Raw genomic sequence first — 12,444 nt, forward strand, 5'->3', positions numbered from 1 at the left:
ACCTTAAAAGCACTAAGCTTTGGCCTTAGCCACGACTTCAGCAAAGGTGTCAGGGTCGAGAACCGCAAGCTGAGCTAACATCTTGCGGTTGATTTGAATGTCAGCCTTCTTGAGCGTGCCGATTAGAGCACTGTAGCTTAAGCCCTGCTGACGAGCAGCAGCGTTGATACGGATGATCCAAAGGCTCCGGAAATCCCGCTTCTTCTTGCGGCGGTCACGATAGGCATTCCGCAACGCCTTCATCACCTGTTGGTTAGCGGTGCGGAACAACTTGGAATGGGAACCCCGGAAGCCCTTAGCCAGCTTCAGAATCTTTTTGCGCCGCTTACGAGCGACATTACCCCGTTTGACCCGTGTCATGGCTAATTAACCTAGTAGATTTTGAATGGTTCTGGACGTTGAATTTAGAGGTAAGGCAGCATCAAGCGTACGTTCTCAGCATCACGCTCGTTGACCTCAGTCACACCGGTCAAACGGCTCTTACGCTTGGTAGTTTTGTGCTCTAGTAAGTGATTCTTGAAGGCTTTACGGCGGAGAAGTTTTCCACTGCCAGAGACACGAAAACGCTTGGCAGCCGCCCGACGGGTCTTGAGCTTGGGCATAGGAGGGCTTGGCTAGAATGTGGTTCAAACAAACACAGTCTCTTATCCTACAACTCCAGCGCCGTCCTACGCAACCAGAGCTAAGCCGCTATCCGGGTCGAATAGGTGAATATGTTCGGTTCTCAGGGCTAGGTAAATCTCCTCACCCAAAGCTACAGCCGCTTCAGGTGAAACGCGCGCCCGGATCGGGATTCGCTCCCCACCCAATACAGTGAGCAGATGGGTTTCACTGCCCAGAGCCTCAATCAAATCTACCCGTACAGGCAAGTTACGGGGAGCTGGAGGACTGAGACTAAGGTGCTCCGGGCGAATTCCTAGAGTTAGGCTATGCCCGTCATAGCGACTCAAAAGCGGCCCCCAGTTCTCAGGCAGGGTCAGGCGGAAACAAGGGTGCAACAGCAAAAGCGGCGCTTTAACCTGAACTGGAATAAAGTTCATCGGCGGCGAGCCAATAAACTCTGCTACGAAGCGATTGGCAGGCTGGTTGTAAAGCTCGAGCGGACTGGCAACCTGCTGAACCTCACCCCCATTCAGCACCGCCACACGGTCGCCCATCGTCATCGCTTCAGTCTGATCATGGGTGACATAGATCGTGGTTGTTCCCAACCGTCGTTGCAGTTGCACGATCTGGGAGCGGGTTTCAGAACGTAACTTGGCATCAAGGTTAGACAGAGGCTCATCCATTAGAAAAACCTTGGGCTGGCGAGCCATCGCTCGCCCCAGAGCCACTCGCTGTTTTTGCCCACCCGATAGCTGCTTAGGCAAACGCTCCAGCAGGGCTTCAATCTGCAACATTTGAGCGACCATGCGTACCCGTTCGTTCACCATTTCTTCCTGAGCCGATAGGTAACGTAACCCCTTAGGCAACGGACGGGTGGCGCTAACCAGCAGGTTTGAGACCCAGCTTGGTGAGGATGAGGATGAAGTGGGTGCGGGCAGAGTACGACGCAGGCCAAAGGCCAGGTTGTTGTACACACTCATGTGGGGGTAAAGCGCATAGCTCTGGAACACCATAGCGATGTCCCGCGCTTTAGGTGGCAGATCGTTGATCACCCGACCACTGATCCGAATATTGCCGGCGGTCACGCTTTCCAGACCAGCAATTAAACGCAGTAGCGTACTTTTGCCGCAACCAGAGGGTCCAACTAGTACTAGAAACTCGCCATCGGCAACTGTGAGATGGATACGCTTGAGGACGGTTGCCCCTGCCCCGAAGCTTTTATAAAGGTTCTCTAGGACGACATCTGCCATCAGCCCGCCCCTCAGCGTGTTGTAGTCTCAGAAATCAGTAGTCTCAGAGATCATAGGAGATTTACAAACCTTGGCGATGCTAACGCAACTGCTGCGCTGCCTGACTCTGTGCCTAATGCTGGTTTTGCTGATGCTTCCTGCTCAAGCAGCAGAGGATGGCTATCAAGTGCTGGACGAACTGGCAAACCAGGCCGAAGCCGCAACTGAGGCTGGTCGCTTTGCCCAAGCTGAGGGCTTCTGGACCCAAATTCTCGAACGCTTTCCTGACAACGCAGCAGCCTGGAGCAATCGGGGCAACGCTCGGGTTAGTCAGGGAAAACTCAACGAGGCGCTCGACGATTACAGCCAAGCGGTCGAATTAGCTCCCAACGTTCCTGACCCCTATCTCAATCGGGGTACAGCTTGGGAAGGACTGAGCGAATGGGACAAGGCTATCGCTGACTACGACCGGGTTTTGGAGCTGAACCCCAACGACGCAGCGGGGTACAACAACCGGGGTAGCGCTAAGGCCGGTCGCGGGGATTGGCAACAGGCTTTGGCTGACTATCGTAAAGCCACTGAACTAGCGCCTGGCTTCGCCTTCGCTCGTGCCAACTACGCTTTAGCCCTTTACCAAACCGAGCAACCACTCCTAGCAGAACGAGAATGGCGCAACTTGGCTCGCCGCTATCCCAATTTTGCTGATGTGCGGGCGGCTTTAGCTGCTAGCTTATGGGTGAAAGGTCGACGCGGCGAGGCAGAAAGTTACTGGGTTGGCGCCGTAGGTCTGGATCCCCGCTATAAGGATCTAGATTGGGTCAGTCAAACCCGTCGCTGGCCACCAACCTTAGTATCGGCCCTCCAGCGCTTCCTAGAGCTGGAATGAGCCGCGCTGAATGGGGCTACACATCGCGTAAACACACAGCGCGTAGATGTATGGATTATTTCTCTAGGCTGTCAGAAAACTTAACTACATTAAAGCCCCATGTTGATTCGGCTTTTTACTGACTTTGACGGTCCGATTATGGACATCTCAGAGCGCTACTACCAGGTTTATCTGTACTGCGTCGCTCAGACTAAACGGCAGGGGCAACTTGTCACTACCCTCAGCAAAGCCGATTTCTGGGCGCTTAAACGCGACCGGGTGCCTGAGGTAGAAATTGCTCGTCGCTCAGGGTTTGACGAAGAGCAAGCGGCTGCCTTTGCTAAGCTACGCCGGGCCACTGTTCACACTGATGAGTATTTTCCCTACGACCAACTTGCACCAGGGGCAGTAGAGGCTCTGGAAATGCTCAAGGAATATGAGGTAGAGCTAGGTGTTATGACCATGCGTCACAGGCGCGAGTTGCTGCCTGTGTTAGAGCAATATGACTTGGGCCGCTTCTTTCCTGAAACTCACATCTATTGTCTAGATGATGACTACGTCAAAACTGGCGATACTAATGACAAACCCCTGCTAATGGCTCGCACCTTAGCAGAGTTGCCAGTAGCAGAGACGGTTTGGATGGTCGGCGACACCGAGGCAGATCTGCTATCAGCCAAGAACCACAACATTCCAGTGATCGGGGTTCTCTCCGGCATCCGCAACCGGGAACAGTTGGCAAAATACGAGCCGAACTACATCGTGCCGGATCTAGCCGCCGCCGTCGAAATCTTTCTGGAACACACGGGTCTGAAGGCAAAAAGCTAGCGCAAAAAGCAAGCTATAAGCCACAGAACCAGGAATGTCAGACCAGAGAACACTAATTGATTAATCCCTGGGCTGAGCAAGCCCGCCACGAAGCCAGCAAGCAGGACTCCGCCCACGAGCGCTCCCAGCGTAAGTAACACGGCCCGTCCGAGCTTGCGCTCTTTGCGGTTGAGGAAATAGAGACTGGCAAGAACTCCTAAGGCAAGCGCAAAGGTAACCCGCAACGGGTCCAGGATGCCCCAGAGCCCAAGACCAGCAAAAACCGCAAACGATACTCCGATTTCCTTGGGAGGCGGAGTGTCAACGAGCTGCTGAAACCAAGCGGGACCTCTAGGCGCAGGAGCCGTGACAACGCTGGGTGGAGGCTGTACTAAACGCTCTGGGTAGCGGATACGGTCAGGGACCTTGATCTTGCCTTCTTGTCGCAGCCGCAGCCGATCCATGAGGATGGCGTCATAGGCAGCTTCAATGCTGGCCACTTGCTTCTCATCGCCCTCGAGCTGCTCGATTAGACGATCTCGAACTTCGCGAATTTCCTCGAAAGAGGCATCTTCTGACACCCCGAGACGCCGGTAAGGGCTCTGGTCGTTCATCGGCCATCAGTTGATAAGTAGCTGCTGAATCTTCAGGCTAGCTTAGGGCTCCCCTTCTTCACAAGCAATTCGTGGCAGGATTCTCAATGAGTTCGTGCTTAATTGAGTCTTTACAAGAAAATACGGACTCTACACGAGCATTTAGTGCTAGATCTGGTAGGTAATCGGGTGGTCGATTCGGTTTGGTTTCGGTAAGCTGGGTTGTTAGGCTGGTTCAGATAGCCTAGCGACCTCAACTGACCTAAGTAATTAGCAAGGGTCCAGACTCAATGGACACAGTTAGCCTTACAGAAATCAACACATTGTAATGATTTGTGTTGAGGTCTAACCTGATGCTCAAGGGCCTGGGTCGAATAGAGTGAACGGGGCGAAGCTGTCTGAAAGCGGTTTTTGATTCTTGTAGTCTGTCCCTACTGTTGCGATCTCGAGCATTAGCATATGGCCCAAGCCAAAATTCTCGTGGTAGATGATGAGGTGGCAACCCGAACCCTTGTCTGCCGCTATCTAACTAAGCAGGGATATCAGATGGAGTCCGCTGAGGATGGCAAGAGCGCCTTAGCGTCCTTCACCCAATTCAATCCAGATCTGGTGATTCTGGACGTGAACCTGCCAGATACCAGTGGCTACCGCCTGTGCCAGGAGATGCAGACCCAGACTCAGGTGTTTGTGCTGATGCTGACCAGTCGCACCGACGAAGCTGATAAAATTCAAGGCTTTTCTCAGGGAGCTGACGACTACATCACCAAGCCTTTCAGCCTGCGCGAACTAGGGGTGCGGGTGCAAGCCATTCTCAAGCGTCAACGCAGCGTGAGTGTCGCCGAGCAACAATGCTTGACCTTCAATGGTCTCAGCATCGACCCGGTAAGACGCGAAGTCACCCTCAATGAGTCCTTGGTGCCTCTGACTGCCTTGGAGTTTGATTTGTTACATCTGCTTGCCAGTCATCCGGAGCGAGTTTGGCGACGGGCAGAGCTGATCCAGGAGGTCTGGGACTATGAGTACGTCGGTGACCAACGGGTTGTGGACGTCCACATCGGTCAGATTCGGAAGAAAATCGAGCTAGACACTAGCCAGCCAGCCTTGATCCAAACTGTGAGAGGCGTGGGTTACAAGTTCAAAGCACCTGAAGCCTCAGGCAATGCTGATGCGGCTCCAGATGCCAAGTCAGAGGCTAGAGCTGGCTGAGGGCTTCCCGTTCAAAGTGACGACAGCCTGCACAGGGCCCTTGGGGGTTGACCGCACAGCGGATCAACTCCGATTGGGCGTTGAAGCGGCAATTGGCTTCTCCAAGCACCCAACGGTCCCCCACTAAGCTACGCTCTGTAGGGCGAGGGCTGAGCTTGACATAGAGTGAGATGCGGCTGAGGTGATAGCGTCCTAGCTTAAGCGCGTAGTGGTGACGGCGCTCTAGGACCATATAGGTTTTGTCCGCATACTCCACACAGGTTCCGGGTTGGGGCATCCAATCCAGTGCTACTGAACCTAGGAGGGTACGTGGATGACTGAGATAAAAGTGAGTGGGTAGCGATGAACTCTCCACAGGGCAGGCCCAGAGGTGTAATGGTGCTTACATATGTTACTGCACCTATCTCCTGAGCCTGCTGTAGGCGATCAGCTCTGCCCCGCTCCAGCAGAGTTGACGGCGAGCTGCTGAACAAGTTGGCCCAGAGCCAGTTGTACCTGCTCTGTAATATCTACTGCCACACGGCCTGCAGCTGTATTTTGCCAAAGCTCAAAGTGCAGGTGGGGACCGGTACTTAATCCCGTAGAGCCAACTGCTCCGATTACCTGTCCCTGCTCAACCCACTCGCCAGGTTGCACAAATACTTGCGAGAGATGGCCGTAGCGGGTTTCGTTGCCATCAGAGTGGTTCAGAATGACCGCTAGACCGAGATTGCCTAGGAATTCAGCGATGGCAACGCGGCCCGCAAAAGCTGCCAGGACTGGAGTGCCCTCCGCTGCGCCCAAGTCAACGCCTCGATGGAACGTGACCTGGCCCGTGATCGGATGAACTCGCAGCCCAAAAGCAGAGGTCACTGCTGCCGGGGAGGGCAGTGGATAGAGCAAACCTAAGTCGCCATTACCGGGGTAGCGGCTTAGATACCCAGCACGGCTGGCGAGAAAAGTGCGTAAAGAAGTTGGGTTCTTCGTGTTGCGGTTAATGATGTAGCTGGCCAAAGTCGCCAGGTCGGGCTCCTGAATCGGAGCAGATTTGAGAGCGCGTCGCGACTGGGCTGCAGCCTGTCTGGTTGGTGCTGAGGTTGAAGGAAGAGCAGCGGTAGGAGTGGCAGGCGGCGTGGGACGCTGGCAGAGATTGCTCTGCAGCTTCGACAGAGTCTTGCCGCTAACCTGGGCCTGACAGCCCGTGCTGCGGTTTTCCATCACAACTGTGATCTGCTGCTCTGGTTCCTCCACAGGGGCTACTGGTGCAGAGGAAGCTTGGGGCGCTATCGTCTCAGGCTTAGCGACCGCCTCGGGTGTTTCGAAGACAACCTCTAATGGGGCGCTAGGCGCAGCCATTTCTACAGGAGCCGTGCTTGGTTCCATGCTTGTGGGCGAGGACTCAGCCCAAGCTGCACCAAGATCACAGACCGGACCAGCAACTAATGCCAGCCCCAATGCCTGTAGCAATAGGGAAAGACGACGCATGCTTCAATATCCTCACGCAGAGAGTAGCTAACGGCCTTGATTAACTGACGGGGCAACGGCAGAATCAGGCTCACCTGACCCAGAGTAACCCAGCTGAATCGTACCTGGTTTGAGCTGGATTTCAAGAGGCCCTGCTCGGTCATCGCACTGTAAGCGCAAGTCACCCTCAGCTGTCACCCCCGTAATCGTGCCCTCACGACCGGCCCAGCGAATCCGGGCACCCAGGCTGCTCAAAAAGCCTAGATACTCAGGGACGATAGCGTCGATCTCGCCCTGGTCTAAATAGGTATAGCCCTGCTCAAGCCCCTTAAGAACTATTGCGGTCAGAGTTGAGAAGGCAAGCTCTGGAAATGCTTCTAGATTGATACCTGTCTCCGGCACAGAATTACGCCAGTTGATACCGACGCCGATCACAGCTTGATGAATTAGGCCACGCTGGAGACGGGTTTCAGTCAAAATGCCACCGAGTTTCTGCCCTTCGAGAATTAGATCATTGGGCCATTTAAGCCGCACAGGAATGCCATAGTCGCTGAGTGCGGTGGCAAGACCCCAGGCAGCAGCTAGAGTCAGTTGCTGAGCCTGGGCGGCGCTAAGCGCTTGGGGCTGAACCAGTACAGACAGGTAGAGCCCTCCTGGCTGAGACTGCCAGGTTCGGCCCCATTGTCCTCGTCCAGCATTCTGGGACTGAGCAATGACCGTGGTACCTGTAGTCGCACCCTGCAGAGCCAAATCCCAAGCCACCTGATTCGTAGAGTTGGTGTGCTCTAGACAGTGCAGGGGCCGACCAAAGCGACCCAGTGCTAACTCATGACCCAAATTTTCTAGCAACCGTTTCCCCCGGTTCTTAGGATCTTGCTTTAGGAAGCTACCACGTTAGGATAATCGACGTTGCCCGAAGGTTTTAACCGATGCACACCTGGCACTGGCGCACCTGGCAAGATTTGCCTTACCTCACCTGTAGCCTCTTGGAGCCCTGGTCTCATGGGTTTCTGACCCGAGAATTTTGGCCTCGGCCTCTAATTGAGATCGCGCCCGTTCTGCATCCTGAGCTGAGGCCGCACCGAGCTAAACAGGTCCACGGCAACTCCATTGTGGCTGTGGAAGACCTAGCTGAGGAGAGCGATGAGTTGTTGGAGGCAGATGGGGTGTTTGTTAGCGGTGGCCAATATTCAGTGTGGGTGTGTACAGCAGACTGCACCCCAGCCTTGATCGCTGATACGACTCGGGGCAGTTGTGCCGCGATCCATGCTGGCTGGCGAGGGACAGCCGCCAAAATTTTGCCAGAGGCTATCCGCCGCTTTCTCAATACAGGTTCCCGCCTTGAAGACTTACGGGTGGCGCTAGGACCGTCAATCTCAGGCGACATGTACCAGGTTTCAGAAGACGTAGCTTCTCAAGTTGCGCTAACAGTAGCTCAAGCAGACCTCGCGCTCCGACCCGACGCTGAGGCGGGCAAGATACGCCTAGACATTCGTAAGGTTCAAGGCTTACAGCTTGCTCAACTGGGACTGCAAGCTGACCAAATTGCTATCGCTCCTCACTGCACCTACAGCGAGCCAGAACGCTTTTTCTCCTACCGACGCGATAGCCGCAAGCAGGTGCAGTGGTCGGGAATTGTGAGTACTGAGCTTAGTAGCTGAGCTCAGCAGCGTAGGTTAGAGCGCCAACGCAGGGGCTCGTTGATGAGTTGATGCCAAATATGTCTAAGCGCCTTGGCAACTAGAATCTGCTCGCCTTGCGAAGGAAGTGGCTTATCAAATAGGCTGGCGAGTTGGCGGGCATCCTCAAGCGGAATTCCGAAACCGGCGAGTTGCAGTTGGTAAGACTGTTCTTGAACTGGGTTACGGCCTTGGGTCAGGAGCTGCAAGTATTCGGTATCGGTCATCTCCAAGTCCGTGATCTTGGCCTGCTCACGCTGAGGCTGTAGCCCGACATTGCTTTCCAACATACTGTCGCCTAATTCAAGCTTCTGTTCGTGCAGCAGAGTTGCTGTGGGGGTCTCTCACGGCTCTGCTTAGATTAGGGTTCCCCCTGAAGAGAGATTTTACTCAAATACAGCCTAAGCAATATGGCTGATTTTGCCGAGTCAGAGCGCATCCAACTGTAGCTGGTTTAACCAAACGGAGGGTTGCTAGCCACTACCAATAAAAGAATTGCCGTGGCTAAGTGAATAGCCACGGCAATTCTTTTATTGGTAGTGGACCAACGAACCTAGCGTTCGCCAGTCATCAGTTCTGGGGAGGTTGGCTTACCTAGCTGGCAGCGGTGACTTCCCGTTCTGCTTCTGCTGCAGGCTCTATAAAGCCAAAGTAGAAGGCAACAAGCGCAGTGATTGCATTAAACCAGACGTTGTTCCCAAAGATGGGCATCAAACCAAAGGTTGTATTGGTCACTGGGAACAGGCCCATCAAGGCAATCAAGATATAGGAAATGGCAAAGCCCTGGTTGAATACCCGAGAGCCACTGAAGCTTGTGAAGGCTGCAATGCCTAAGAGGCCTACAACGATATGAACAGCGTTGTGCAAAAAGTTAGTTGGGAAAAGTCCCAGCACATAGCCATAGCCATCATCAAATGAAAGAGTTGGGGCATCAACTTGGATTCCCGGAGCACCTGTGGGTAAAGTCACAAAGGCAGGCAAGAAACCAAAGATACCGACCATCAGGAAAAGAAGCCCAACAATCAGGGCGAAGTAGCGTGTTTTCATTAAGACCTCACTGTTAAAGGTTAAAGGTTTGACCTAAGGTATTCAGACTGAAAAAGCTTTTGTCTCGTTACTGCTCCAAGAATGTGCAGAACTTCACTCAAGGAGGCCTTCTACTCCTATTCAACTGAGCTGTATGCATGGAGCATGTATCGAAAGATAGAAAAAGCCGAAGGTTGAACTAAAGGTCGAACTAGCGATGCATTTATCTGTATCACCGAGAACGCTCTGGCGGAATATCAAAGGTGTATGTTTCACCATGAGCGAGATACTTAACTTGTTGTTCAAGCCCTGCTGCTTTGACGGCTTCAATAAAGTCTTCAAGCGGGGACTTAAAGACCGTGTAGTCATTGAAATGAATTGGAATAGCGGTTTTAGGCGCAATGATTTTGATAGCTTCGACACCTTGCTTGCCATCCATTGTCAACATAATGCCGAAAGCCCGGGTTCCACCTAAGTGAAGAAGCGCTAAATCAATCTCAGAGTAGCGTTTAGGAATTTCCCTAAGCTGATTGTTCAGCAATGTGTCACCGCTAATGTAAAGGCGAAACGCTGTTTTTCCAGAAGGGGTTGGGAACTCTAACATGCTACCCATTACGGGTGGCAACATTGCTGAAAGAAGACCAGGGGCATGCTGACCAGGCATCGCTGTAATGCGCAGTAAGCTCTCCCCCTTAGTTACTGTTAAGGTCTCCCAAGTTTTGAGGGCGTAGGATAAACGAAATCCTTTATGCTTCAAGGCAGTAGCCGAGTGACCGGTAGTAACAATCGGTAGGTCTTTATCGAGCTTATGTTCAGCAATCCGATCAAAATGGTCGTCGTGTAAATGCGATAGTAAGACAAAATCGAGGGGCGGTAGTTCCTCAATTTCAATCGCTGGATTCGTTACTCGGGCTGATTTCAAGCCATAGCCTAGGTGAACATGATCGCCCTGATGCAAAAAGTTAGGGTCAGTCAGAATCGTAAAGCCACCGTAGCGCAGAATAACTGTCGCAGTTCCAACAAAAAAGATCGAACCCTGCTCAAGCGTGGAGGTACGGTGTTGATTGGGAAGAACCAGTTCTTGGCCTGAACTCACTTGGCCCGAACTCACTTGGCCTGAAGTCATGGGAAACAGAGCCTGTAATACATTCCCTCCAATCTGTTCAAAGGGCGTAGCTACAACTTCTAACCTTTGCTAGATCTTTGGCTAGTTTTCTCGATCGCTAAGCTTATATAACTGGATCGAACTGATACGGTCGCTACAATCTACAGTTGCTTCGATCTCAAAGAAGTAATTGAGGGCCATTCTTGTGCAGTCTATGGATCATGACTGCTGACGGCCGATCTTTACTCCACTACGTTATCACGGATACATAAATTTACAGTACAGCAATTATTTTAGGGGGTCTGTTTGCAGATCTAGTCGTTGCAGCAGCTGGGTAGAATCTCTCTCAATCACCACGATTTTGCGACGAGACTTCTCGCCACGCAGCAGAGAAATTTTGCTTTTAGAAACATTAAAAAATTCGGCTAGCAGTTCAAGACAAGCCTGGTTGGTTAGACTCTATTAATTAAACTGTGTAGCAGGATAGTGTGAGAGGTTGAGCGAGTTGCTATGTTCTCAGTCCGAGTTCCCTTCAAAGCCGATCGTACCTTCCTACGTGAATGCCTCAAGCTGCGCTATCAGGCTGCCAGCAAACCCCTTAAAAAAGCAGATGTCGCTTTGCGAAGGGCGCTAAAGTATCCAGAGCGGGGGCGATTCTGGGTAGTCGAACGTGACGGCGAATCAATTGGCTACGCCTGGGTACGGTGCGTTTGGACTGGCACTGAAACAGCTCAACTAGCCGATCTCTATGGGCTGGAGCAAGCTGAAGGCATCGAGTCCATCGTGACGGAACTCGCAGGCTACTATCGCAGCCTAGGTTATACATTCATTGCAAATCTAAGGCGCTAACACTATCACTCACCCCGCTGCGATGCACTGTTGCGCGGTGATCTGGAGAATGCTCCTCTAGTCGAGCTTTCTGACTCCAATTTGCGCACTCGATAGAGAATTTCCTCACTCAGCTTGCGATTGGCTCGAATTAAGTCAGCTAGCAGGCCAAACAAACAGACTTGAAAGCCAGTGACCAGCAGAATAATCGACAAGGGCAAAGAGAGACGACCGCTGGGATCTCCGGTTAGCACTAGCCATAAGTAGCGCATGCCGACGGCAAAGCCAGCTGCCAGCAGTACACAACCAATGGTCAAGAACACCGTTAGTGGCCGATACATGGTGTAGGTGCGCAGGATCGTAGAACCTGAGCGTTGCAAATAGCTAGCAATACCCTTAAACAGGCGGGAGGGACGGGTGGGCAAGTTAGTGCGCACCGGCACATTGGCTACCGTCAAACCACTACGCCCTGCCTGAATCAAGGTTTCCATAGTGTAGGAAAACTCTGACACCACATTTAGCCGCAACAGAGCTTCACGGGAATAAGCACGGAAACCGCTAGCAGCATCACAGACTGGAGTATTGGAGGCATGACGCATCACCCAACTGCCATAGCGTTGTAAGCGTCGCTTCAGGGGTGAGAAGTGCTGGATTCGCTCCGGTTGCCGGTCACCCACCACGATGTCCGCTTCGTTCATCAAAATGGGATGGATTAAATTGGCAATGTCACCCGCGTAATACTGGTTATCGGCGTCCGTATTAACGACAACATCAGCCCCCAATTTGACACAGGCATCAATGCCAGCTTGGAAAGCAGCAGCCAGACCACGGTTGCGCTTGAAGTGGACAATATGATCTACTCCACAAGCTCTGGCAACCTCAACTGTAGCGTCAGTGCTGCCATCATCGATAATCAGAATTTCGACCCGGTCAACCCCTGGCAAATGCCGAGGCAGAGCCTTTAGAGTCATCGGCAGAGTCCGCTCTTCATTGAGGCAGGGAATCTGAATGATTAAAAGACACTCCGACATACTCCACCTGCCACCCATCACCACCATCTCTG

At 52.7% G+C, this 12,444-nt stretch carries 16 protein-coding genes and 1 pseudogene; 5 read left to right on the plus strand and 12 right to left on the minus strand.

The window, feature by feature from the left end; genetic code table 11:
* Positions 1-12 precede the first annotated feature (12 nt).
* The 3 genes from rplT to H6F94_RS29705 form a co-directional block, all read right to left on the minus strand.
* Positions 13-360, minus strand: coding sequence for a 50S ribosomal protein L20 (gene rplT / locus H6F94_RS29695; RefSeq protein ID WP_190805846.1), 348 nt, complete (start codon positions 358-360; stop codon positions 13-15).
* Positions 361-404: 44 nt separating this feature from the next.
* On the minus strand, positions 405-602 hold the full coding sequence (rpmI, locus tag H6F94_RS29700; RefSeq protein WP_190805847.1) for a 50S ribosomal protein L35: 198 nt from the start codon (positions 600-602) through the stop codon (positions 405-407).
* 66 nt (positions 603-668) lie between these two features.
* Positions 669-1,853: an ABC transporter ATP-binding protein gene (locus H6F94_RS29705; protein WP_190805848.1), complete on the minus strand. Its 1,185-nt coding sequence runs from the start codon at positions 1,851-1,853 to the stop codon at positions 669-671.
* 76 nt (positions 1,854-1,929) lie between these two features.
* Between H6F94_RS29705 and H6F94_RS29710 the strand changes: the two genes are divergently transcribed.
* Positions 1,930-2,718 carry a tetratricopeptide repeat protein gene (locus tag H6F94_RS29710; protein ID WP_190805849.1) on the plus strand — a complete coding sequence of 263 codons (789 nt, stop codon included), beginning with the start codon at positions 1,930-1,932 and terminating at the stop codon, positions 2,716-2,718.
* Between the two features lie 99 nt (positions 2,719-2,817).
* A complete protein-coding gene (locus H6F94_RS29715; RefSeq protein WP_199320701.1) occupies positions 2,818-3,522 on the plus strand; it encodes an HAD family hydrolase in 705 nt (234 codons plus the stop codon).
* On the opposite strand, the gene H6F94_RS29720 is transcribed toward H6F94_RS29715, so the two are convergent.
* Complete coding sequence (locus tag H6F94_RS29720) at positions 3,519-4,115, minus strand: CPP1-like family protein (RefSeq protein ID WP_190805850.1); 597 nt, start codon at positions 4,113-4,115, stop codon at positions 3,519-3,521. The two genes, H6F94_RS29715 and H6F94_RS29720, sit on opposite strands and share 4 nt — an antisense overlap.
* 438 nt (positions 4,116-4,553) lie before the next feature.
* Here H6F94_RS29720 and H6F94_RS29725 point away from each other — a divergent pair, with 438 nt between their 5' ends.
* Entirely contained in the window at positions 4,554-5,300 is a 747-nt protein-coding gene (locus tag H6F94_RS29725) for a response regulator transcription factor (RefSeq protein ID WP_190805851.1), read from the plus strand.
* Here the strand turns inward: H6F94_RS29725 and H6F94_RS29730 are convergent.
* The 3 genes from H6F94_RS29730 to H6F94_RS29740 all read right to left on the minus strand — a co-directional run bounded on the left by H6F94_RS29730 (position 5,287) and on the right by H6F94_RS29740 (position 7,592).
* Entirely contained in the window at positions 5,287-5,655 is a 369-nt protein-coding gene (locus H6F94_RS29730; RefSeq protein WP_190805852.1) for a DUF6464 family protein, read from the minus strand. The two genes, H6F94_RS29725 and H6F94_RS29730, sit on opposite strands and share 14 nt — an antisense overlap.
* 71 nt (positions 5,656-5,726) lie before the next feature.
* Positions 5,727-6,764 carry a M23 family metallopeptidase gene (locus H6F94_RS29735; protein ID WP_190805853.1) on the minus strand — a complete coding sequence of 346 codons (1,038 nt, stop codon included), beginning with the start codon at positions 6,762-6,764 and terminating at the stop codon, positions 5,727-5,729.
* Positions 6,765-6,791: 27 nt separating this feature from the next.
* Complete coding sequence (locus tag H6F94_RS29740) at positions 6,792-7,592, minus strand: biotin--[acetyl-CoA-carboxylase] ligase (RefSeq protein ID WP_190805854.1); 801 nt, start codon at positions 7,590-7,592, stop codon at positions 6,792-6,794.
* An 80-nt stretch (positions 7,593-7,672) separates the two neighbouring features.
* Here H6F94_RS29740 and pgeF point away from each other — a divergent pair, with 80 nt between their 5' ends.
* The gene (gene pgeF / locus H6F94_RS29745) at positions 7,673-8,404 is read left to right on the plus strand and encodes a peptidoglycan editing factor PgeF (RefSeq protein ID WP_190805855.1); all 732 of its coding nucleotides are present in this window, start codon (positions 7,673-7,675) and stop codon (positions 8,402-8,404) included.
* A gap of 2 nt (positions 8,405-8,406) precedes the next feature.
* Here the strand turns inward: pgeF and H6F94_RS29750 are convergent, their stop codons facing one another.
* The 4 genes and pseudogenes from H6F94_RS29750 to H6F94_RS33675 all read right to left on the minus strand — a co-directional run.
* Positions 8,407-8,712 (minus strand): hypothetical protein, encoded by a 306-nt coding sequence (locus tag H6F94_RS29750; protein ID WP_190805856.1) that lies wholly within the window; start codon positions 8,710-8,712, stop codon positions 8,407-8,409.
* 304 nt (positions 8,713-9,016) lie between these two features.
* On the minus strand, positions 9,017-9,469 hold the full coding sequence (locus H6F94_RS29755; RefSeq protein WP_190805857.1) for a DUF4383 domain-containing protein: 453 nt from the start codon (positions 9,467-9,469) through the stop codon (positions 9,017-9,019).
* Positions 9,470-9,680: 211 nt separating this feature from the next.
* Positions 9,681-10,574 (minus strand): MBL fold metallo-hydrolase, encoded by an 894-nt coding sequence (locus H6F94_RS29760; RefSeq protein ID WP_190805858.1) that lies wholly within the window; start codon positions 10,572-10,574, stop codon positions 9,681-9,683.
* 267 nt (positions 10,575-10,841) lie between these two features.
* Positions 10,842-10,991, minus strand: a pseudogene (locus H6F94_RS33675) (DUF167 domain-containing protein); the annotation flags it as partial.
* 72 nt (positions 10,992-11,063) lie between these two features.
* Here H6F94_RS33675 and H6F94_RS29770 point away from each other — a divergent pair.
* Complete coding sequence (locus tag H6F94_RS29770; protein WP_190805859.1) at positions 11,064-11,402, plus strand: hypothetical protein; 339 nt, start codon at positions 11,064-11,066, stop codon at positions 11,400-11,402.
* 5 nt (positions 11,403-11,407) lie between these two features.
* Here the strand turns inward: H6F94_RS29770 and H6F94_RS29775 are convergent, their stop codons facing one another.
* Entirely contained in the window at positions 11,408-12,412 is a 1,005-nt protein-coding gene (locus tag H6F94_RS29775; protein WP_190805860.1) for a glycosyltransferase family 2 protein, read from the minus strand.
* Positions 12,413-12,444: the final 32 nt, after the last annotated feature.

The sequence above is a fragment of the Leptolyngbya sp. FACHB-261 genome (assembly GCF_014696065.1).
GTDB lineage: Bacteria > Cyanobacteriota > Cyanobacteriia > FACHB-261 > FACHB-261 > FACHB-261.